General features: G+C 35.4%; 22 protein-coding genes and 2 tRNA genes. 9 read left to right on the top strand and 15 right to left on the bottom strand.

The features are described 5' to 3' along the window. The first annotated feature begins 133 nt into the window (after positions 1-133). Genes ACNQGN_RS13510 through ACNQGN_RS13500 form a run of 3 tightly spaced genes read left to right on the top strand, consistent with a single transcriptional unit; the run spans position 134 to position 2,069 of the window. The gene (locus tag ACNQGN_RS13510) at positions 134-484 is read left to right on the top strand and encodes a hypothetical protein (RefSeq protein ID WP_417988354.1); all 351 of its coding nucleotides are present in this window, start codon (positions 134-136) and stop codon (positions 482-484) included. An 8-nt stretch (positions 485-492) separates the two neighbouring features. Further along, positions 493-864, top strand: a complete 372-nt coding sequence (locus ACNQGN_RS13505; protein WP_417988353.1) for a BlaI/MecI/CopY family transcriptional regulator — start codon at positions 493-495, stop codon at positions 862-864. Beyond that, positions 861-2,069 (top strand): M56 family metallopeptidase, encoded by a 1,209-nt coding sequence (locus tag ACNQGN_RS13500; protein ID WP_417988352.1) that lies wholly within the window; start codon positions 861-863, stop codon positions 2,067-2,069. Before ACNQGN_RS13505 ends, ACNQGN_RS13500 begins: the two co-directional genes overlap by 4 nt. A gap of 74 nt (positions 2,070-2,143) precedes the next feature. On the opposite strand, the gene ACNQGN_RS13495 is transcribed toward ACNQGN_RS13500, so the two are convergent. Next, complete coding sequence (locus ACNQGN_RS13495) at positions 2,144-3,514, bottom strand: saccharopine dehydrogenase family protein (RefSeq protein WP_417988351.1); 1,371 nt, start codon at positions 3,512-3,514, stop codon at positions 2,144-2,146. A 207-nt stretch (positions 3,515-3,721) separates the two neighbouring features. On the opposite strand from ACNQGN_RS13495, the gene ACNQGN_RS13490 reads away from it, so the two are divergent. From ACNQGN_RS13490 to ACNQGN_RS13480, 3 genes are all read left to right on the top strand, one after another. Further along, a complete protein-coding gene (locus ACNQGN_RS13490) occupies positions 3,722-4,108 on the top strand; it encodes a DUF423 domain-containing protein (protein ID WP_417988350.1) in 387 nt (128 codons plus the stop codon). An 80-nt stretch (positions 4,109-4,188) separates the two neighbouring features. Then, positions 4,189-5,790, top strand: coding sequence for a phosphoenolpyruvate carboxykinase (ATP) (gene pckA / locus ACNQGN_RS13485; RefSeq protein WP_417988349.1), 1,602 nt, complete (start codon positions 4,189-4,191; stop codon positions 5,788-5,790). Positions 5,791-6,125: 335 nt separating this feature from the next. Beyond that, a complete protein-coding gene (locus ACNQGN_RS13480) occupies positions 6,126-7,226 on the top strand; it encodes a DUF4407 domain-containing protein (RefSeq protein WP_417988348.1) in 1,101 nt (366 codons plus the stop codon). Between the two features lie 77 nt (positions 7,227-7,303). Here ACNQGN_RS13480 and ACNQGN_RS13475 read toward each other — a convergent pair whose 3' ends face one another. The 7 genes from ACNQGN_RS13475 to ruvC all read right to left on the bottom strand — a co-directional run bounded on the left by ACNQGN_RS13475 (position 7,304) and on the right by ruvC (position 11,829). Next, positions 7,304-8,014, bottom strand: a complete 711-nt coding sequence (locus tag ACNQGN_RS13475; protein ID WP_417988347.1) for a PH domain-containing protein — start codon at positions 8,012-8,014, stop codon at positions 7,304-7,306. Positions 8,015-8,079: 65 nt separating this feature from the next. Beyond that, complete coding sequence (locus ACNQGN_RS13470; RefSeq protein ID WP_417988346.1) at positions 8,080-8,451, bottom strand: MmcQ/YjbR family DNA-binding protein; 372 nt, start codon at positions 8,449-8,451, stop codon at positions 8,080-8,082. Then, positions 8,448-8,810, bottom strand: coding sequence for a DUF4260 domain-containing protein (locus ACNQGN_RS13465; protein ID WP_417988345.1), 363 nt, complete (start codon positions 8,808-8,810; stop codon positions 8,448-8,450). The genes ACNQGN_RS13470 and ACNQGN_RS13465 overlap by 4 nt, the downstream gene beginning before the upstream one ends. After that, entirely contained in the window at positions 8,810-9,208 is a 399-nt protein-coding gene (locus ACNQGN_RS13460) for a GNAT family N-acetyltransferase (protein ID WP_417988344.1), read from the bottom strand. The genes ACNQGN_RS13465 and ACNQGN_RS13460 overlap by 1 nt, the downstream gene beginning before the upstream one ends. Then, entirely contained in the window at positions 9,205-9,984 is a 780-nt protein-coding gene (locus ACNQGN_RS13455; protein ID WP_417988343.1) for a cyclase family protein, read from the bottom strand. The genes ACNQGN_RS13460 and ACNQGN_RS13455 overlap by 4 nt, the downstream gene beginning before the upstream one ends. Positions 9,985-10,077: 93 nt before the next feature. Beyond that, entirely contained in the window at positions 10,078-11,211 is a 1,134-nt protein-coding gene (hemW, locus tag ACNQGN_RS13450) for a radical SAM family heme chaperone HemW (protein ID WP_417988342.1), read from the bottom strand. A gap of 63 nt (positions 11,212-11,274) precedes the next feature. Then, complete coding sequence (gene ruvC / locus ACNQGN_RS13445; protein ID WP_417988341.1) at positions 11,275-11,829, bottom strand: crossover junction endodeoxyribonuclease RuvC; 555 nt, start codon at positions 11,827-11,829, stop codon at positions 11,275-11,277. Positions 11,830-11,852: 23 nt separating this feature from the next. Here ruvC and ACNQGN_RS13440 point away from each other — a divergent pair, with 23 nt between their 5' ends. Together ACNQGN_RS13440 and ACNQGN_RS13435 are read left to right on the top strand one after the other, a co-directional pair. Next, positions 11,853-12,797 carry a hypothetical protein gene (locus tag ACNQGN_RS13440; RefSeq protein WP_417988340.1) on the top strand — a complete coding sequence of 315 codons (945 nt, stop codon included), beginning with the start codon at positions 11,853-11,855 and terminating at the stop codon, positions 12,795-12,797. Continuing rightward, a complete protein-coding gene (locus ACNQGN_RS13435) occupies positions 12,794-13,891 on the top strand; it encodes a glycosyltransferase family 2 protein (RefSeq protein ID WP_417988339.1) in 1,098 nt (365 codons plus the stop codon). Before ACNQGN_RS13440 ends, ACNQGN_RS13435 begins: the two co-directional genes overlap by 4 nt. Positions 13,892-13,964: 73 nt before the next feature. On the opposite strand, the gene ACNQGN_RS13430 is transcribed toward ACNQGN_RS13435, so the two are convergent. Together ACNQGN_RS13430 and ACNQGN_RS13425 are read right to left on the bottom strand one after the other, a co-directional pair. Continuing rightward, positions 13,965-14,441, bottom strand: coding sequence for a hypothetical protein (locus ACNQGN_RS13430; RefSeq protein ID WP_417988400.1), 477 nt, complete (start codon positions 14,439-14,441; stop codon positions 13,965-13,967). A gap of 42 nt (positions 14,442-14,483) precedes the next feature. Continuing rightward, the gene (locus ACNQGN_RS13425) at positions 14,484-14,867 is read right to left on the bottom strand and encodes a hypothetical protein (RefSeq protein ID WP_417988338.1); all 384 of its coding nucleotides are present in this window, start codon (positions 14,865-14,867) and stop codon (positions 14,484-14,486) included. Positions 14,868-14,922: 55 nt separating this feature from the next. Between ACNQGN_RS13425 and ACNQGN_RS13420 the strand changes: the two genes are divergently transcribed. Continuing rightward, a complete protein-coding gene (locus ACNQGN_RS13420) occupies positions 14,923-15,423 on the top strand; it encodes a DUF456 domain-containing protein (RefSeq protein WP_417988337.1) in 501 nt (166 codons plus the stop codon). A 60-nt stretch (positions 15,424-15,483) separates the two neighbouring features. Here the strand turns inward: ACNQGN_RS13420 and ACNQGN_RS13415 are convergent. The 5 genes from ACNQGN_RS13415 to dnaE all read right to left on the bottom strand — a co-directional run bounded on the left by ACNQGN_RS13415 (position 15,484) and on the right by dnaE (position 22,080). Further along, positions 15,484-15,557, bottom strand: a tRNA-Asp gene (locus ACNQGN_RS13415). Positions 15,558-15,726: 169 nt separating this feature from the next. Next, a tRNA-Asp gene (locus ACNQGN_RS13410) sits at positions 15,727-15,800 on the bottom strand. 87 nt (positions 15,801-15,887) lie between these two features. Then, positions 15,888-16,826 (bottom strand): DUF58 domain-containing protein, encoded by a 939-nt coding sequence (locus ACNQGN_RS13405; protein ID WP_417988336.1) that lies wholly within the window; start codon positions 16,824-16,826, stop codon positions 15,888-15,890. Between the two features lie 223 nt (positions 16,827-17,049). Beyond that, complete coding sequence (trxA, locus tag ACNQGN_RS13400; RefSeq protein ID WP_035668578.1) at positions 17,050-17,367, bottom strand: thioredoxin; 318 nt, start codon at positions 17,365-17,367, stop codon at positions 17,050-17,052. Positions 17,368-17,544: 177 nt separating this feature from the next. Continuing rightward, positions 17,545-22,080, bottom strand: a complete 4,536-nt coding sequence (gene dnaE, locus ACNQGN_RS13395) for a DNA polymerase III subunit alpha (protein WP_417988335.1) — start codon at positions 22,078-22,080, stop codon at positions 17,545-17,547. Positions 22,081-22,208: the final 128 nt, after the last annotated feature.

Raw genomic sequence — 22,208 nt, 5'->3', positions numbered from 1 at the left:
AACTAAAAAGTTTCAAATTATACTCTACATTTGTAGAACACACTCTAACGTTGTAGAATAAAATTACACTATGCGCTATACTATTATTTTAATTGGCACTGTCTTTCTACTTTTTGGTTGCAAAACCAATCAAATGAAAGACAAAAAAAGAGAAGGCCTTTGGATTGAGCTTTATTCACAGGATAGCTCCCACTACAAATCAGTTGGAACTTATCGCAAAGGAAATCCCATAAAAAAATGGAGTTACTACTTGAATAACAAAATTATCAAGAGAGAAAAATACAAACGAAACATTTGTGTGACTACCTTTTACCATGAAAATGGAAAAATACAATCCAAAGGAAAAACAAAAGTAGAGTCAAGTGACCTGAACATACATTGGTATTATTTTGGCGATTGGAATTTCTTTGATGCCGAAGGAAAACTTATAAATATAATAAAATACAATAACGGAGAATCTGTTTCCGAAACAGAAACTAAATAAAACAAAAAATGCAATTATCAAATTCAGAAGAACAATTAATGGAATACCTATGGCAACTTGAAAAGGCCTTTATGAAAGACTTGCTGCAAGCGTATCCAAAACCAAAACCAGCAACCACCACCGTTGCCACTTTATTGAAAAGAATGATTGATAAAAAATTCATCTCCTACAATGAATTTGGAAACTCACGCGAATATTATCCGTTGGTCAAAAAAAATGACTATTTCTCAAAACATGTCAACGGACTGATTAGCAATTTCTTCAATAATTCAGCATCCCAATTTGCTTCTTTCTTCACCACCGAAACTAATCTATCAGCATTAGAACTGCAAGAACTCAAAAAAATAATAGATAGTGAACTTCAAAAAAAGAAAGAATGATACTTTATATTTTAAAATCTGGATTACTATTTTTAATTCTAATAACTGTCTACAAACTTTTTTTAGAAAATGAAAACATGCATCAATTCAAAAGATATTACCTGCTTATTAGTTTAGTTTTTGCGATAATAGTCCCACTCCAACTCTTTTCGATACAAACAGAAATTGTCCAAAATATAAATGTGTTCCAACTTAATGAGGTTTTGACCCAAAGAAATAGAATTGACACAGAAAAAATTGCCAAAAATCAATTCTTCCAATCGATTTTAATCCTCATTTACAGCTTGGGAGTAATTCTCTTAAGCGCTAGATTCACAATCAATCTGATTTCCTTTTTTAAAAAAATAAAAAGAAATCAGATTGAGAATATTGATGGAAATAGTGTTGTTTTGATTAATGAGAGACTACTTCCCCACTCCTTTTTAAATTCAATTTTCATTAATGAAAATGATTTTAAAAAGGACAAAATCAATCCTGAACTACTGGTCCATGAAACTGCTCATATCCAACAAAAACATTCATTAGACATTCTATTTATTGAGATTATACAAATTATATTTTGGTTCAATCCAATAGTCCCGCTTTATAAAAAAGCGATAAAACTGAATCATGAATTTCTGGCCGACCAAGCAGTAAACAACAAATTTAATTCAGTTTACACCTATCAAACTTTATTGCTGAATATAGCGTCTGATAAAAAAAGAGTTGCTCTTGCCAGTCCTATAAACTATCAAATAACAAAAAAACGTTTAATTATGATGACAAAAAATGCGTCTAAAAGTAAAATGATTATAAAAACAATAGCAACAAGTATTCTATTTGTGACTTTGTTGTTTGTTTTTGGTTCAAAAACAGTCGCTCAAGAAGTCAAATCTTCTACCGAAAAAGAAAACATAAATGAATTACCTTCTGAAATAACACAACAACCTAAATTTCCTGGTGGAATGTTAGCATTCTACAAATTTGTAGGCTCAAATTTTATAACTCCAGCAGAACTAAAAGGAAAAGGAAGGCTATATATGACATTTATGATAGAAAAAGACGGCAGTCTTTCCGAATTCGAGATTCTGCGAGACATGGGTTTTGGAACTGGAAAAGAAGCCATTCGAGTTTTAAAATTATGTCCAAAATGGATTCCAGGCAGAGATAACAACCAACCTATCAGAGTAAAATACAACTTACCAATAGCAATCCAATCAAATTAATAGTTTCCCTAAAAAACAAATCCGCTTCAAAAAGAGGCGGATTCATCACACTAAAAAAATCTAAAAAAAAACTACTAACTAAAATCTTTATCAGGGTTATATCCTAAGTAAGGCATTGCTTGCTCTTTAAAAACAACACCGTATTCTTCCAACTCCTTCAGAATAGGTAAATACACTTCTTTACGAATAGGAAGTTGTACTCCCGGAGTAGTAATTTTACCATTAAGTATTAACAGCGTCGCCATTGCAACTGGCAAACCAACGGTTTTTGCCATAGCGGTATACGTTTGATCTTCTCCAATACAAACCATTTTTGAATCTATTTGCTCTTTTTTGCCATTTAAGTAATATCCAAATTTATGATACATTACAATCATATCTTTATCCTGAGGCTGAAGCGTCCAACTATCACTAAGAATTTTCTCCAGGATTTGAGCAGGAGTAGCGTTCTTTAAGCCAACTTTTTTATGGCGATTGAACAAATCCAGTTCTAAGAGCTTATCCCACATAATATCGTCCTGGTCAATCTTAAGAATCAAACGCATCTTACTTTCCACGGAATCCGTTGGATGATACGGCAAAAAAGAATTCACGAATTCTCTGTAATTCATGTTTTCCGAATCTTCCATGGCGTAACTATCATCAGTCATACCCAGCTGCACAAACATGTTCCATGCTTTCGAAAAACCAACACGACGAATCGTTCCTCTATATAAAGTAAGAACATTATCTAAACCGTAAACACTTCTATATTTTAAAGAATCTCTATTAGAATAAGCCTCAAATCTGCCATAGCCTTCTACGTCAAGAAATTCAGTTCTTCGGAATAAATTACAATAAGGGATGTATTTATAAGTTCCTTCCTGAATAAATTTTGCAGCACCTCCCTGACCAGCGACAACAACATTTCGTGGTGCCCATGTAAATTTGTAATTCCAAAGATTTGTGTCCGATTCCGGAGCCACAAGTCCACCACAAAAAGACTCGAACAAAAGCATATCACCTCCCTTTTCTCTAATTTCGTCAATCACTTTCATGGCGCTCATGTGATCTATTCCCGGATCAAGGCCAATTTCATTCATGAAAATTAAATTGTTTTCTTTTGCCAATTCGTCTAATTCCTGCATGGCATCACTCACATAAGAAGCCGTAACCAAGCTCTTTTTATAAACGATACAATCCTTAGCTACTTCTATATGTAAATGCGCCGGCAACATTGAGATAACAATGCTCGCTTTTTTAATTGCTTCTTTTCTTTGACTTTCATCAAAAATATCTAAGGCTATTGGCGTTGCATTCCGGTGATTATTGGTTTTCTTTTCAGCTAAATCCAATGATAAATCACCAATAATCAAATGAAGATTTTCCTTTTCTGATTTATTTAAAAGATATTGTATCAACGACGATGCTGACCTTCCTGCCCCTATGATTAAAATTACCCTCATAATGATATAAATATAACACAAATATATAATATTGTTGTATTTATAACAAGTGCTACCTATTAAAACATAAAAATAATTTCACTGAAGCGCTAAAAAACCATCAAATCATATCCATTTACAAAAAAAATAATTTTAAAAAAGAATCTTGAAAAAATCTTTTACAATACTTAGATAAGAGATACTTTTGTATGGATAATAAATTCAAAAATGGACAAAAAAATAATTTCCACGGGAGCTATACTTGGAATGATAGCGATAATTTTAGGAGCATTTGGAGCACATGCCCTAAAAAAAGTACTATCTCTTGAACAACTTTCTACTTTTGAGACCGGAGTACGTTACCAAATGTACCACGCCCTTTTTTTATTGTTTATCGGACTAAAAACTGACTTACCTCAAAAAGTAAAAAAAGCAATCTACTTTTTGGTTCTTTTTGGTGTTTTTTTATTTTCAGGATCAATTTATTTATTGGCAACAAATGACCTCACCTCTTTTGATTTTAAAGTCATCGGATTTGTAACTCCCATAGGCGGACTCCTATTAATAGTGGCCTGGGGCGTATTATTAACCAACATTATAAATAAAAAATCATAAAATTCAGATAATCAAATCTTATCTGAAATATAATTTCTACTTTTGCAGTCTATAAAAGAAACACACACAACATTAAATTTATGGACAATAACGCCCTTTTCACGCAATCGATTTCGTTAAAAGACTTAGGAATTGAAAATGCAACAATTCATTACCAACTATCCCCTGATGAATTACATGAAATTACCATTAAATCAGGACAGGGAATTGAAGTTTCAACTGGTGCATTAGCAGTTAATACCGGAGAATACACTGGCCGCTCACCACAAGACCGTTTTATAGTAAAAGACAGCATTACTGAAAACCAAGTTTGGTGGGGAAAAGTAAACCTTCCGTTCGATTCTGATGCTTTTGAAGCATTATACAATAAGGTTACAGCCTATTTATCTAACAAAGAAATTTTTGTAAGAGATTCGTATGTATGTTCCGATCCAAATTACAGATTAAATGTTCGCGTAATCACAGAAACAGCTTGGGCAAACTTATTTTCCTACAACATGTTTTTAAGACCAGAAATACAAGAATTAGCAGATTTTTCTGCAGAATGGACGTTATTATGTGTTCCAAGTTTTTTGGCAGATCCTGCAGTTGACGGAACACGTCAAAAGAATTTTGCGATTCTTGATTTTACCAGAAAAGTTGTTTTGATAGGCGGCACAGGATACACAGGCGAAATGAAAAAAGGAATCTTTTCCGCTTTGAATTTTATAATGCCTGTTTTCAAAAATACGCTACCAATGCATTGTAGTGCCAATGTCGGAAAAGATGGCGATACTGCTATTTTCTTTGGATTATCAGGAACTGGCAAAACTACATTGTCAGCCGATCCAAATCGAAAATTAATTGGCGATGATGAACATGGCTGGACCAATGAAAACACTGTTTTTAATTTTGAAGGCGGTTGCTATGCAAAAGTAATAAACCTTTCTGAAGAAAATGAACCAGATATTTTCAGAGCCATTAAAAAAGGCGCAATTTTAGAAAACGTAGGTATTAAAAAAGGTACCAATGAAGTGGCTTTTGAGGATATTTCTATCACTCAAAACACCAGAGTAAGTTACCCTCTTTACCATATTGACAACATCCAACCGGGTTCTATTGGTAAAAATCCGAAAAATATATTTTTCTTAACTGCGGATTCATTTGGTATTATACCTCCAATTTCAAAACTGACACCTGGACAAGCTGCTTACCACTTTATTTCTGGCTATACTGCAAAAGTCGCTGGAACTGAAGAAGGAATTACAGAGCCACAGCCCAATTTTTCTGCTTGTTTTGGCGCGCCTTTTATGCCACTGCACCCAACGAAATACGCTGAAATGTTGAGCAAAAAAATGAAAGATGCCAATGTAAAAGTTTGGTTGATTAATACTGGCTGGACAGGTGGACCTTACGGAATAGGAAGCAGAATGAAACTAAAATACACCAGAGCAATGATTACTGCAGCATTGAACGGAGAATTAGACAACGTAGCGTACGAAAATCATAAAGTATTTGGAATTGCAAAACCGCAATCTTGTCCTAATGTTCCTAGCGAAATATTGAATCCCAGAAATACTTGGGAAGATCCTGAACTATACGATAAAAAAGCGATTGAATTAGCCCAGAAATTCAAAGCTAATTTTGCCAAATTTGAAGAATTTGCTAATGCCGAAATTATGGCAGGAGCACCTCTAGCATAAGTTAATTATAATTCAAAAAAGGAAAAGAGCTGTTCGTCTAGAGCGGCTCTTTTTTGTTTGACAATTTTTGAAGTTCCCTCCAGCCAATCTTCAATATTTTACCCTAGGAAAACAACTTGATCAGGAGAAATTACGTTACGTTGCCCCTATTGTGTTTCGGGCGACTTCAACTGTACTTCTTATAAAATAACTCCAACAACATCTTCCTTCCATTCAACACTGATAGTACTAACCTAAAAAACAAAAACCTTAATCAAATATCTATCAACTATTTATCCCAATATTCATTTTTTGGTGCTAAATTTGCAATCATCAATCAATCAAAAAAATCAATCATGTTAAAACAATTTTTTATCCTATGTTCAGGGGCTGACAAAGATCTTCTTGAAGGTTGCTCCGAAGGGGAACAAACCAAATATGTTGGTATTGGCGCCACCGTTTTCTTTACTGCTGTCATGGCTTTTATTGCCAGCACTTATGCTCTTTTTACCGTATTCGACAATATGTATCCGGCACTACTCTTTGGTTTAGTTTGGGGTTTGCTGATTTTTAATCTTGATCGTTTTATTGTTTCCACTATTCGAAAAAGAGACAAATTTGGAAGTGAATTTCTGCAAGCTACACCCCGAATTATTTTGGCGGTAATTATCGCTATAGTAATTTCAAAACCATTGGAAATCAAAATCTTTGAAAAAGAGATTAATACCGTTTTATTAAAAGAGAAAAACGCCATGGCTTTGAATAACAAAAAGGAATTGGCTACTTACTTCAAATCGGATCTGGATAAAAACAAAGCTGATATAGCAAGTTTAAAATCCGAAATCACCAATAAAGAAAAAGAGGTCAATACGCTTTACGAAACTTACATTACAGAGGCCGAAGGAACTGCTGGCACCAAAAAATTAGGCAAAGGTCCTGTTTTTAAAGAAAAAATAGCCAAACATGATTTGGTTAAGAAAGAACTCGACACCTTACAAAAAACCAACTTAGTCAAAATTGCTGAAATGGAGAACAAGTCCAAAACACTTCAGGCGGACCTGGAAAAAAAAATCACCGCAACCCAACCAATTATTGATAGCTTTGATGGTTTAATGGCGCGAATCAATGCATTGAATAAGTTACCTTGGCTACCTTCTTTTTTTATTATGCTGTTGTTTTTAGCCATTGAAACTTCCCCAATAATTGCAAAACTGTTATCTCCAAAAGGAGAATACGATTTTAAACTGGAAGATTTGGAAACGGCTCTAAAAGCCACTTTGGAACAAGACAAATACCAACGTAATCTGCTTGTAAAAACAAGCGCTTCTATGCACGATAAAGTCTATGAAGACATTGCCCAAGATAAAAATCTATACGATTTACAACGCAAGAAAGCGACTGAATTACTCGAACTACAAGCCCATAATTTTGTAGAGAAACAGAAAAGAACGTTATAATAAAAACAAAACCCGACAGCTCTCAAGTGTCGGGTTTTTCAATTATTTAATGATAATATTCTCAGCGGTATGTATAACTACATATGACTCAAAATTTCTTTCTTGAAAGCATCGTATTCACCTTGCAAAATCAATCCGTTATCGAGTAATTTTTTATAATTCTGCAATTTTTCAAAAAGCTCATCCTGCGATAGATCGCTTAGAGATTTGTCTTTCGAATTTATAGACACCTCTTCGAATTCTTGATTTTCAGCACTGAAATTCGGTTGTGAAAGTGGCATTATTTCAGCAAAACTAATCACTTCTTCAGTTTCCATCTCTTCGATGATTTCCACGTCTTCCAGTGGAGTAGCTGAAACTTCATCAATTATTGTTGCATCTAATGTCGTTCCTGTCTTCAGTATATCCAATTGTTCTTTGGCATAAGTGAAAATCTTTCGAGCTTGGATTTTAGGAATATAATCAATTGAAACCTCCATATTGGTTCTGGTCGTAAATGAAAATTCAGAACCCAGAATGTTTTCTTTCACAAAAGTCCCTTCAATCTCGTCCCAAGTGTAATCAATAAAATTCATGGAAAGTCCCAGATTTTTTGGCTGACAAATGATGATCCTTTTGTTTGTCAGGACAATACTGTCCGGTAAAACGGTAATAGCTGGCTTTTTTTGAACAGCAATATAACCGATTTCTTCATTCTTCATCAGTAGATCACTCAATTTTGAAGCGATTTTTTCGATAGCTTTTGGATCTTGTTCTTCGTTTAAAAACTTCTTAAATTGTTCTTTCATTTTATGCTGAATTTATCCAGTATGTATTAATATTTTTTTTCTGATATTCTTCGCAAAAGTAATGCCTAATTTTCTAATTCCTGAACTTCGCTCCGCATTTTCTTTGTTAAACTTTTGAAAACCAATTCGTAGGAATGATCTATCAACTCTTTGATAAGAACGTCCGGTACGTCTGTATTTACTGCAATCGTATTCCAATGAATTTTACTCATGTGAAATCCTGGTCGAATAGCATCGTATTGCGCCCGCAATTCCTGTGCCCGTTCCGGATCACATTTTAAATTGATTGAAGGACTGCCGTTCTCCCATTGATTTAAAGACGACAAAGCAAACATTTTTCCACCCACTTTAAAAACTAAAGTGTCTTCATCAAAAGGAAAGTGTTCCGTTACTCCTTTTTTTGTCAAGCAATATTCGTAATATGTTTCCAGGTTCATTGTTTTATGTTTTTTCCTATTTGGCCCAAGTGAGTATCTTTAAAACCCGTTTCATATTTCAATCCATAACCAAACATTCGATCCATAGAAGAGTGAGAAAATAAAATCACTGCCGAAAGTTGAATCTCATTCTGATGAAGATATACCCCCGCAAAATACAATGCAATGGCAATCCCTCTATGATGAAACAAATTGTAGCAGGAAGCCCCCGTTTTATCCCCGAAAACATATCCAATCATGGATAGATCCGGTGTCAAAATTAAAACTAAAAACCACCACCAAACATAATCCAACTGATTGAAAAAATAAACTCCAAGCACAAATAAACCTAATTCTTCGAGTTTGATAATTGTTTTCATCATACTTTTTTTTCCATCATTTTCTCTGGATTTGCTAATGCTGTAAATCCAAATTTCTCATATAAAAAATGTGCATCTGAAGTAGCTAATCTCCAAATTTTAACCTCTTTTAGCTTTGGTTCTGTCATCATACTGTTTATTAGAATAGAGGCATATCCTTTTCCTCTATGCTCTTTAGTAATAAAAACATCCATTAAATAAGCAAAAACTACATAATCAGTAATAACGCGAGCAAAACCAATTTGCTTTTCATTTAAATAAATCCCAAAACAAAACGAATTATCAATTGTAATTTGAACTTCTGCTAGTGTTCGGCCTGCAGCCCAATAAATATCCTTCAGAAAATTCTGAAGAAAAGGCACGTCTAATTTGCCTTTATCAGTTGAAACGGTTATCATATTTCATAAAGTATCGGTTTACTCGGACTCGCGTCATTCTCAAAAGAAGCAATTTGCAAATTCAGTAAATAAGTTCCGTCTTGTACATTATTTGGAACAAAAATCATCTCCGTAATCGTACAATCCAATCGTGCGTCTGCATTCAAATTAGCAACATCGGTTACATTCCAAAATGCTTTATGAGCTAAAAGCTCCCCCTCATCATGTTCTTTATCCACACTTGGCAAATCAATTAGCAAATGTTGAATCCCGCTCTCGCAAATGAAACGCGCAGCATCTTTATCCAGATAAGGCGGATTTGTATTTGAATATTTTAAATGCTTTTTTGTTTCTAAATTAGGAATTGTTCTAATGATAATAGCTTCTCTAGGAACACCTAACTTCAATGTAACATCAAGCGCATTCAAGATGCTGTCCAAAGTAATCACCATATCTTCTCCTTGTATTTCCGGCCGAACCGAAACCAATTCCGCCATAAAGAAAAACTGTTTCAACGATTGGTTAATACTGTAAAACTCCCTTGTAATATGCCCTAGGCATTCGGTATGAGTTCCATGTCCATGTGGATTAAAGAAAATATTATTGAAATTCGTAGATGACTTCCCTTCCGAAACTTTCCCAATCCAATCCCCAAAAACAACAGGTTCAATAACCGGTTTCTCGATATACCAAGCAATCGGGTTTTCATCGGTATTCGTTATCGCAATAGAAATATCAATGGGTTTTGATAAATCAACTTCAAATGTTTCGTTCTTATATTGGATTGTTGCTAACACAAATTATCATTTTATGCCGCGAAGATATTAAGGCGCAAGTCTCGTGTCGAACTCTGTTTTTCCTTGTTCCTTTGTGTCTTGGGCGAATTTTAACTATTCCAAATTTAAGTAAAATAAATCCGATGCAATTCCATCCGTCAAAAACTTTCCTTTTTTGGTTGGTTTTAAAATCTTATTTTCGATAGAAAGCAAATCATCATTCAAAAATTTTTGAGCTTGCGTATTGAGATAATCCAGATAATCAACTCCGAATTCAGTTTCTATTCTATCCAAAGAAACACCCCAAATCGTTCGTAAACCTGTCATGATATATTCGTTGTAACGGTCTGCTGTGGAAAGGACTTCTATTTCATTGGGCTGTTTATTTTCTTGAATGGACTTTAAATAAACAGAATTATTCGAAACATTCCAACTTCGGTAAACACCATTATAACTGTGTGCCGAAGGACCAATCCCTATGTATTTTTTCCCTAACCAATATGCCGAATTATTTTTAGAAAAGTAATTCTCTTTTCCAAAATTTGATAATTCGTAATGAATAAAATCGCTGGCTTCGAGCGTTTCCACCAAAATAGCAAAATGTTCGTGGGCGACCTCGTCTTTAGGAGCTGCAATTTTTCCTGTTTGAATTAGTTTGTTCAAAGCCGTTTTGGGTTCAACTGTCAATGCATAACTGGAAATATGAGAGATTCCAAAACTCAAAGCCGTTTCGATATTTTGCCTCCATCTTTCGTTGCTCATTCCTGGAATTCCATAAATCAAATCGAGAGAAATATTCTCGAAATAAGTTGTAGCTTCTTCCAAACATTTTCGGGCTTCCACCGAATTATGAGCACGGTTCATCATCTTCAGATCGTCTTCAAAAAACGACTGAATTCCGATGCTTAATCTATTAATTTTACTTTTGGAAACTTCGATTATTCGCTCAGTAGACAAATCATCAGGATTGGCTTCTAAAGTAATCTCCGGATTCTCTGCAACTGCATAATTTTTATAAACTTCGGCAATCAGGAAATTAATTTCTTCGGAAGTTAAAACACTTGGAGTGCCACCACCAAAATAAATAGTTTCCACTGTTTCGCTTTCAAACTCACTTTTACGCAACTGCAATTCCTTGGCTATAGCCAAAACCATCTCTTCTTTCTTCTTCATTGAAGTCGAAAAATGGAAGTCACAGTAATGACATGCCTGCTTGCAAAAAGGGATATGAATGTAGATTCCTGACATATTTAGCGATCAGTGATCAGTGATTAGTGGTCAGCTCTGAAACTGAATACTGAATCGTGAACACTATTTTTTAACTCGTTCTTCATTTTGTTTTACAAAAGCATCCCAACCGGTATAACTTTTTGTGCCAATCACTTTTCCAGAATTGAAAAAGTGACAAACGGCTGCCGCCAATCCATCAGTACTATCGAGGTTTTTAGGCAATTCTTTCAGACCTAATAATTGTTGAAGCATTTTGGCCACTTGTTCTTTACTGGCATTTCCGTTTCCGGTAATTGCCATTTTTATTTTCTTAGGTTCGTATTCGGTTATAGGAATGTCCCGCGAAAGTCCTGCTGCCATGGCCACCCCTTGTGCTCGCCCTAACTTCAGCATCGATTGTACATTTTTCCCAAAGAAAGGTGCCTCAATCGCAATTTCATCTGGATTATGGGTATCTATTAACTCAATGGTGCGCTCGAAAATAATTTTCAATTTTTGGTAATGGTTGTCGTATTTAGACAATTGCAATTCATTCAATTGCAAAAATTCCATTTTTTTATTGATAATCTTTATCAATCCAAAACCCATAATCGTAGTCCCGGGGTCAATTCCCAATATGATGCGCTCGTTTGCCAATTTTAATTTGTTATTTTGCAGTAATGATTACAATTCCTCACAAAGCTAAGCAATTCCTCGTTCTTATAATCAAAGTTTTGATTGTGGGCGGAGCATTCTATTTTATTTACGATCAATTGGCGCATAACGACAAACTGGATTGGCAAAAATTTCTTGTTTTATTCAAGAAAAATCAGTCGGTTAGTGGCATCGCTTTTATTTTATTTCTAAGTGTTTTGAATCGCTTTTTTGAAATTTTAAAATGGCAGAACTTAGTTCAATTTATCCATAAAATATCTTTAGGTGATGCGACAAAACAAGTTCTTGGCGCTTTAACAGCCGGGCTTTTTACACCAAACGGTGTGGGCGAATATGCCGGAAAAGCATTGTTTTTCGAAAAAAAAGATACCAAAAATGTCATATTTCTAAACTTGATCTGCAACGGAATCCAAATGATTTTGACCGTTGTTTTCGGGATTTTCGGTTTGCTGTATTTTAATGCGCAATACAATGTTATTACCACAAAAACCGTAACAATACTTTTCGGCCTTTTAATGCTCTTGTTTCTAGTTTTTTTTCTCTTGAAAAAATTCACCATTAAAGGCTATTCCATCGAAAGACTAATTCATAAAATTAACGAAATCCCTAAATCCATTCATCAAAAAAATATTTTTTTAGCGATTTGTCGTTTTCTGGTTTTTTCACATCAATATTATTTTTTATTTCTGGCTTTTGATGTTGACCTCCCTTATCTAATAGTAATTGCTACAATTATCAGTGTTTATTTTCTAGCTTCCTCCTTGCCTACTTTCCAGTTTTTAGACTTTGCCGTGAAAGGAAGTGTAGCGGTATATTTCTTTGGGATTCTTGGTGTTAACGAATGGATCGTGATTTTTGTGACCACACTCATGTGGTTTCTGAATGTGGTTTTGCCAGTAGTGATTGGCAGTTACTATGTGTTGAATTTTAAAACTAAAAATCCAGTATGATTTTTGTTTTGTACTTCGTTATAATCCTCTATTGCCTTGCGATTTGTTTTCTGATTTATGGTTTCACCAAAATAAATACTATTGATTACATTGGTTTAAAACCACAAACAAAATTCTCAATTATTGTTCCTTTTCGGAATGAAGCCGAAAATCTACCTATTTTATTAGACAGTTTATCCCAGTTGAATTATCCGACTGAATTGTTTGAAGTGATTTTGGTGGATGATGAATCCGAGAAAAGATTTCAAATTTCAGATTATAAATTTCAAATTTCGATTATAAAGAACTGCCGGGTTTCGAATTCGCCTAAAAAAGATGCAATTGTGACCGCGATGCAAATCGTAAATACGGATTGGATTATTACCACTGATGCTGATTGCCTAGTCAATGAAAACTGGTTATTAGCATTGGACAATTACATTCAGCTTCATGATGTTTCGATGATTTCCGGTGCGGTAACCTATGTTTGTGATGATTCGTTTTTACATCATTTCCAGCAATTGGATTTAACTAGTTTACAAGGTGCCACGATTGGCAGTTTTGGAATTAAGAAAGGTTTCATGTGCAATGGAGCGAATTTTTCCTATACGAAAACCTTCTTTCTGGAACTGAAAGGTTTTGATGGAAATAGTAGAATTGCAAGTGGTGATGATGTTTTCCTACTGCAAAAAGCAATTGCCCAATTTCCTGAAAAAGTTCACTATTTAAAATCCAAAAACAACATTATCATCACAAAACCATTGGACGATTGGAAATCGCTATTCTATCAAAGAGTACGCTGGGCGTCAAAAACAAATTCCTATCAAAGTCAATTTGGAAAAGGCTTAGGATTATTAGTTTTCGGGGGAAATCTAAGTTTAATTCTAGGTTTTACACTCTGGGTTTTAGGTCTATTTTCATCCTTGAATATCCTTTTATTATTAACATTGAAGTTTGCTGTTGATACCGTTTTGATTTACAAATCCCATTATTTTTTAAGCAAAACCAAAATAAGACATCTTATTCTAACTAGTTTGTTGTATCCTTTTTTTAGTGTAAGTGTTGCTTTGTATTCGTTGTTTGGAAAATATGAGTGGAAAGGAAGGAAATTTTAGACAATAGTTCCCAGGTTGCAGACGGACAGTTTACATATTAGTAAGCCACGACTGTGCTAAGGATACAAATCACCTACTCTACTTTTAGAATTACGGGGAGAATAAATTGTGTTTTTACAGGAATTCCTCTTTTGATGGCTGGATTTACTTTGGGAAAATCAACCAAACGCGCTTTCAGAATGCTGTCAATTTTTATTCTGTCATAAGCCACGGAATCTTTTGGAAATTGCGGTTCGAATTGCATCGTCGCATTAGGAAAAATAGTGACTTTTACTTCAATCGTGTCCAGTTGCGGATAGAGTACCGAAAGCGTATCAACACTCAATTTTTCCTGAATCAACTGCGTTAAAACTTCAAAAAAACATTGCTGTCTTTGCGTTTTATTCTCGATTTTTTCACAGTCTACCACAGATGGAAATTCATCGACTTCCTTCCAATTGATGGATTTCAGTTCCTTTTGCAACAATTCCTTTTCCGAAGGCACTTGCTTTTCGAAATATTGGCAGGAATTAAAAAGTATAATTACTAAAAAAAGGTAATAGTGCTTCAAGGTTTTGTTTTTCAATTGAACTAATATTTTATAAAAATACAATTATTTTTTTTGAGTAGCTTTAGAAACTAAATAATCTTCGTAGGTTTCAGCAAACCATTTCTTTTTGCTTTCGGCGGCAATTTCTTTTTGGTCTGGATATAACGCAGCCAATCGATCTGAAAAAATAGCAATCTGAATTGTATATTTATAGAATTCTTCCTTTGTCAATACTAAATTAGGACTGGCTTTTTTATCGAAATATTCAAAAAAAAGTGCGTCAAACTGTTTCAAAGAAAAATTTAATACTTTTACTTTATTAGCATTGTATAAAGCTTCTTTCAAAAGGGCATCACTATTGTTCAACGCTTTATCTTGAGCTTTCAATGACTCCGGAAAAACCGTTAAAAATAGCGCAATGGAAAATACTAAAATTATTTTTCTCATATTCGTTTAAAATAGACGTTGCTTCTTTGATATTCAAAATTACTAAAATAATTCTATGGATCTATTACTTTTAATTCTCGGTTTTTTGTGCGTCTTTACAGGAATTTTTGGAAGCTTCTTGCCAGTTTTACCTGGGCCAAGTATCAGTTGGATTGGTTTACTGTTACTTTATTTCACAAGTGCTGTCCCTGCTAATTATTGGATTCTTGGAATCGCTTTAATAATTACTATCGTTATTTCTATTTTGGATTATGTGATTCCTTCCAGAGGAACCAAAAAATTTGGAGGTAGTTCTTATGGTATTTGGGGAACGAATATTGGCTTGATTCTTGGAATTCTTACCCCTGTCCCTTTGGGCTTTCTAATAGGTCCTTTTGTCGGTGCTTTAATTGGAGAACTCGTTTTCGATTTTAAAGATCATAAACGGGCTTTGAAAGCAGCCACCGGGTCATTTATTGGCTTACTGGCCTCCAGCTTTATGAAATTTGTGGTTTGCGTGATGTATTTAGGATTGTTTCTTACGATTGTCTGGCAGTATAAATCGGAGTTATTTTAATTTTCAAACTTCCTGAAATCAAAAAAACCTTTCAGTTACGAAAGGCTTTCTTAAATCTAGCGGTCTGGACGGGACTCGAACCCGCGACCCCATGCGTGACAGGCATGTATTCTAACCAACTGAACTACCAAACCTGCTTTATTTTAATCAAAAAAGCTATCCACAAAAGTGGAAAGCTTTTCATTGGTCTAACTACTAAACCCGCTACGAGTTACAAATTCGTAGCAAACAACACAACTAGCTTTAGATACCTTATTGGGGCAAAAAAGCCTTTCAGTTACGAAAGGCTTCTCCCAATATTAGCGGTCTGGACGGGACTCGAACCCGCGACCCCATGCGTGACAGGCATGTATTCTAACCAACTGAACTACCAAACCTGCTGCTTTATTGCGGTGGCAAAGATACAATAGATTTCCGTTTACGCAAGCGTTTTTTGAAAAAATATTTGATAAAAATTCGCTGTATTACCCAAAGTTTTGTTTTTCAACTAAGTATGTCATTAAAATTTTTTCAAAACTTTCATGTACACTTACCGGAATGTACTTTATTCTGTTTTGAGCGCAGGTTAACGCCAGCTTCTTGAAGTAACTTTCCACCTGTTTTTCGTACTCTTGCTTCACATTATCTGCAAAAACTGCCACTTCTTCACCCGATTCCACATCAACAAACTTCCTCGGCGCATTGTCAAAGTCAAAGTTCAACTCCGTTTTGGTATCGACAACATGAAATAATACCACTTTATGCTTATTGTGTTTCAAATGCTGTAAAGCATTAAAAAGCGCCTCATCTCCCGATGGTCCAGATCCCGACTGAAACATATCCGTAAATAGAATAATCATGGAGCGACGGTGGATTTTCTCTGCTATTTGATGCAAAAAGGTTACTGTATCAGTACTTTTTTTGACTGCAGGTTTTTCCAACAGTCCTTCAAGTGTATTTAAAATCATTCTATGATGGCGATCACTGCCTTTTTCAGGCGCGTAGTACTCATATCTATCCGAAAACACGCTAAGACCTATAGCATCGCGTTGTTTCTTTAAAAGATTCATTAAAACCGCCGAAGCCAAAACCGAAAAACCTATTTTATTTTCATAGAATTGTTGACCGTCTTTTAATTTAGGATAATGCATCGAAGAAGAATTATCGATAATGATGTGGCATCGTAAATTTGTTTCTTCCTCAAATCGCTTTGTATACAAACGATCCGTTCTGGCAAATAATTTCCAATCGATATGTTTGGTGCTTTCACCAACATTATAGACCTTATGTTCTGCAAATTCAGCTGAAAATCCGTGAAATGGACTTTTATGCATTCCAGAAATAAAACCTTCCACAACCTGATTGGCCAGCAATTCAAGATGCTGAAAACTGGAAATTTTCTCTATTTGCGATTCAATCTTCATATCTCAAAGATAATTTAAAATTGGAAATTTAACTGATTTGAAAATACAATTTTAACAAATCGAGACAGGTAGTCCGCCTGCCCTCATTTGAATGCTCTTCTGATGTTAGTCATCTTGCACTCTATTAGAAAAGATGCCAGACATACCAAAAAAAAAGGCTTGACTTTCGCCAAACCTTTTATCTGAACCTATTACAGATTCTATGTAAATCATAATCTACCGATTACAACAAAGCGTCTAAACTATCTGCATACGTTTGTTTTGGGGCAACACCTACTTGTTTCCCTACTACTTCTCCGTTATGAAAAACCAACACTGTTGGAATATTTCTAACTCCGTATTTTGCTGCAAATTCTTGGTTTGCGTCAACATCAACCTTTCCAACGACTACTTTTCCAGCGTATTCTTCGCTGATTTCGTCAATTATTGGTCCAACCATTCTACAAGGCCCACACCATGCTGCCCAAAAATCCACCATTACCGGTTTATCTGATTTCAAAACTACTTCATCAAAAGTAGCGTCTGTTATTGCTAATGCCATATTTTTTTATTTAAATGTTTAAGGTTTCAAACCTGAGTACAAATTTAGAAATTAAAAACCAATCAAACGCCATTCATAAATTAGTTTTGATTATAAGTGTATTGTAAATTGCTATTTGACTTCACAATGTTGATTTTCAAGAGAAAATATTCAGCCATCAGGACTAGGAGTTGCATCCTAATTCAGCTTAAAGTTAATCTGCATTTTCTCCAGCTCTATCAGCAATTCATTCGAAATTTTTATTTTCAATTTTCTGCTCGGCATAGTTAACTTGGTCACAACCTTAATTTCTTCTACTTCTGTGGCCGTATTTATTTCCGGAGCTACTATTTCTAAAGCGTCAGCATCATCATTTTCTTCCACAAAAACCTCCTCTTCACTCTCCACAACAACAGGCACCTCCTCTACTAATCGTTTGGTTTTTTCCAATTCCATGATTTCAAAAGACACGGTATTATCCCCTTTATTATCTTGAAAAAGATGACTCAATCGATGAATAAAATCAGCTTCCAAATCCGCAATATTCAGAAGTAAAACTAATTTTCTAGCGAAGGTTTCTAACACATCCTGCAATTGTTTCACCTCCACAAATTGCAATCTTGGCTCACCCTTCTTTCCTGTATCGCGGTCTGTCCAGCCCTCTTTCACCAACACCTTCATGAATGTAAAATTATTTTGAATAAAGAAATGACGGAATCTCAAATACTCCTCCCCAAAGATTCTGAACTCATAACTCTCGTCGTACCCTTCTAATGTAAACATACCCCAACCTTTTCCATTTTTGGCCACTCGATGTTGAACATTGTTGATAATCCCCCCAAAAGCTAGATTTTTACTCACATGAAGCTCCATGTTTTTCAACGCTTCCAACTTAGCGTTACAAAAATATTTCATTTCAAATTTATAATCATCCAGCGGATGTCCCGAGATATAAATCCCGACAACCTCTTTCTCTTTTGCCAGCTTTTCCATTGTACTCCAGTCCTCGCAAGGTGGTACAACAGGCTCGGCAATTTGGACTTCGCTGGTATCTCCAAACAAACTCACTTGAGATGAATTTTCATTTTCCTGAAACTTCGAACCATACCGAATCGCTTTTTCATAAAAGGTAATTCCATCGCCATCATCATGAAAATATTGCGCTCTCGTTGTTCCTAAAAACGAATCAAATCCACCAGCCAAAGCTAGATTCTCTAATGCCTTTTTATTCGCTGCACGCAAATCAATACGCTTAGTCAAATCGAAAATCGATTTATACCTTCCATCTTTTCTTTTCTCTACAATCGTCGCCACGGCACCAGAACCAACTCCCTTTATCGCTCCCATTCCAAAACGCACCGCATAATTATCATTTACGGTAAATTTATAAAACGACTCATTTACATCAGGTCCCAAAACTTGTAGCCCCATGCGCTTACATTCCTCCATAAAGAACGAAACCTGCTTGATATCACTCATATTATTAGACAAAACCGCAGCCATGTATTCGGCAGGGTAATTGGCTTTCAAAAATGCCGTTTGGTACGCGATCCAAGCATAACATGTAGAGTGTGATTTATTAAATGCATATTCCGCAAAGGCTTCCCAGTCTTTCCAAATTTTCTCCAGCTTATCTTCGGCATGACCTTTTGCAGCAGCCTGACTAATAAATTTAGGTTTCATTTTATCCAAGACATCCTTTTGCTTTTTTCCCATCGCTTTACGCAAAACGTCGGCATCACCTTTGGAGAAATCCGCAAGTTTTTGGGACAAAAGCATTACTTGTTCTTGGTAAACGGTAATTCCGTATGTATCTTTTAGTAATTCCTCGCAAGCATCAAGGTCGTAAATAATTTCCTCTTCACCATTTTTTCGCTTGACGAAACTCGGAATATAAGCAATCGGACCCGGACGATACAATGCATTCATCGCAATCAGATCGGGAAATACTGTCGGTTTTAATTCCTTCATGTATTTCTGCATTCCCGGACTCTCATATTGAAAAATTCCTACCGTTTCACCACGCTGAAAAAGCTCATATGTCTTCAAATCATCAATTGGGAATTCATCAGGATTCAACTCAATTCCAGTCCTGTACTTTACTAGTTTAACGGTATCTTTTATCAAGGTTAGGGTTTTCAAACCCAAGAAGTCCATCTTCAACAAACCGGCACTTTCCACCACCGAGTTGTCAAATTGGGTTACATACAAATCCGAATCTTTGGCCGTAGCCACAGGAACAAAATTGGTAATATCACTTGGTGTGATAATTACTCCACAAGCGTGAATCCCAGTATTTCTTAAATTCCCTTCTAAAACTTTGGCTTGCTGAATAGTTTCCCCACCCAAATCACTTTCATTAGCAAGACCTATTAATTCCTTTATTTTATCGTATTCTTCGGGACGAACCGCTTTCTTAATTACATCTTCTTTTTCATTCAAAAAACGCGCTAAATTCCACTTCGACGGCATCATACCAGGAATCAATTTCGCGATTTTATCTGCTTCAAATAAAGGCAAATCCAACACACGTGCCGTATCTCTAATGGCTGATTTCGTAGCCATTTTTCCATACGTGATAATTTGAGCCACCTGTTTCGAGCCGTATTTTCGGATCACATAATCCATTACACTGCTTCGTCCTTCATCATCAAAATCGATATCAATATCGGGTAGTGACACACGATCCGGATTCAAAAAACGCTCAAAAAGCAGATTGTACATCAATGGATCTATATTGGTAATTTTCAAACAATAGGCCACCACTGATCCTGCCGCAGAACCCCTGCCAGGACCCACAGAAACACCCATGCTTCTTGCCTCGGCAATTAAATCCTGTACAATTAGGAAATATCCCGGATAACCGGAATTCGATATGGTCAATAGTTCAAAATCCAATCGTTCCTGAATTTCTTCTGTAATTTCGGGATACCGTCTTCGAGCTCCTTCAAAAGTCAAATGCCTTAAATAAGCATTTTCACCTCTTACCCCACCGTCTTTTTCATCCTCAGGATTATTAAATTCAATCGGGATTTCAAATTTTGGCAATAAAACTTCCCGTGCTAAATCGAAAATTTCAATTTTATCAACAATCTCTGAAATATTCGAAATTGCTTCCGGTAAATTATTGAAAAGCTGTTTCATTTCGTCTCCCGACTTGAAATAATATTCCTGATTCGGCAATCCGTAACGATACCCCCGACCCCGACCTATAGGCGTAGTTTGCTTTTCGCCATCACGCACACAAAGTAAAATATCATGTGCATTCGAATTTTCTTTGTTTATATAAAAGGTATTGTTAGTGGCTATAATTTTGACATCATGCTTTCTTGCCAATGAAATCAAAGATGTATTCACCCGATTCTCATCTTCCTGATTGTGGCGCATCACCTCAATGTAGAAATCTTCCCTGAATTCATTTTTCCACCAAAGCAGTGCTTCTTCGGCTTGGTTTTCCCCAATATTTAAAATCTTATTTGGGATTTCACCATAAAGATTTCCAGACAAAACAATAATATCTTCTTTAAACTCCTGAATAACTTTCCTATCGATCCTTGGAACGTAATAGAAGCCTTCAGTATAAGCGATTGAGGACATTTTAGCCAGATTATGATAGCCTTTTTTGGTCTTCGCTAAAAGTACTATTTGGTATCCATTGTCTTTTACCGACTTGTTTTTATGGTCTTCACAAACAAAAAATTCACAACCCACAATTGGCTTCATTGGAACTTCAGTAGGTTCTTCACCATTGGCTACAGCTGCTTTGTTCTTTGCTTCAACAGCTTTATTATGGTATAAAATATCACGAACAAAATGAAAAGCGCCCATCAAATTGGCATGATCCGTCATAGCAACCGCGGGCATTTTTTCTTGTGCTGCCGCTTTTACTAATGCTGCAATACTTATAGTAGATTGCAACACCGAAAATTGCGTATGATTGTGCAAATGCACAAAAGGCGTATCAATAAGCACCTTTTTATTCTCAGAAAGCTCTTCTCTCGAAACTGCCGGCGCCTGTTTCTCTCCAAACTGTTGTCGAATTTTTTCAGATGCCGCCTTGAGATTAATATGTTTCAATCCTATAAGCTGAATCTCATTTGGATTCTTATTTTGAAAATCTCTTAAATAACCAATTTCTACGTCGAGCTCTTCTTTAGTAAAAACATCGCGACGGATTAATTCCAAGAAACAACGCGTAGTTGCCTCCACATCGGCCGTGGCATTGTGCGCTTCACCGAAAGGTTTATTAAAAAGATAACTATGTAATTCCGTAAGCGTTGGTAATTTAAATTTACCGCCACGTCCTCCTGGTAATTTTAATAAGGAAGCAGTAACTTCAGTACAGGTATCCAAAATAGGCATAGAACTCATTTGGCTTTCAACACCCATTCTATAAAATTCGCAACCCATAATATTGATGTCAAAACCTAAATTCTGACCTACAATAAATTTGGCTTTACTTAAAGCTATATTGAATTTCTCTAAAACTTCTGCCAAAGAAATCCCATCGACTTCAGCCAATTCCGTAGAAATACCGTGAATTCGTTCCGCATCATACGGAATATTAAAACCTTCGGGCTTGACCAAATAATCCTGATGCTCGATGAGTTTTCCCATATCATCATGCAACTGCCAGGCAATCTGAATACAACGCGGCCAGTTATCCGTATCTGAAATGGGAGCGCCCCAACGCTTTGGTAATCCTGTAGTTTCGGTATCGAATATTAAGTACATATCTGGAATTGAAGTGTTTGTAATTCTTTAAAATCACAAAAAATGAATTTCAAATTTAGGATTTTTTAGGTAGAATAACCCTAAAATACAAACAAAAAAATGCAAAATAATCTCTAGGAATCGCCCTA

The sequence above is a fragment of the Flavobacterium rhamnosi genome (assembly GCF_048286515.1).
Taxonomy (GTDB): Bacteria; Bacteroidota; Bacteroidia; order Flavobacteriales; family Flavobacteriaceae; genus Flavobacterium.
This window is presented reverse-complemented; position numbering and strand designations above follow the sequence as displayed.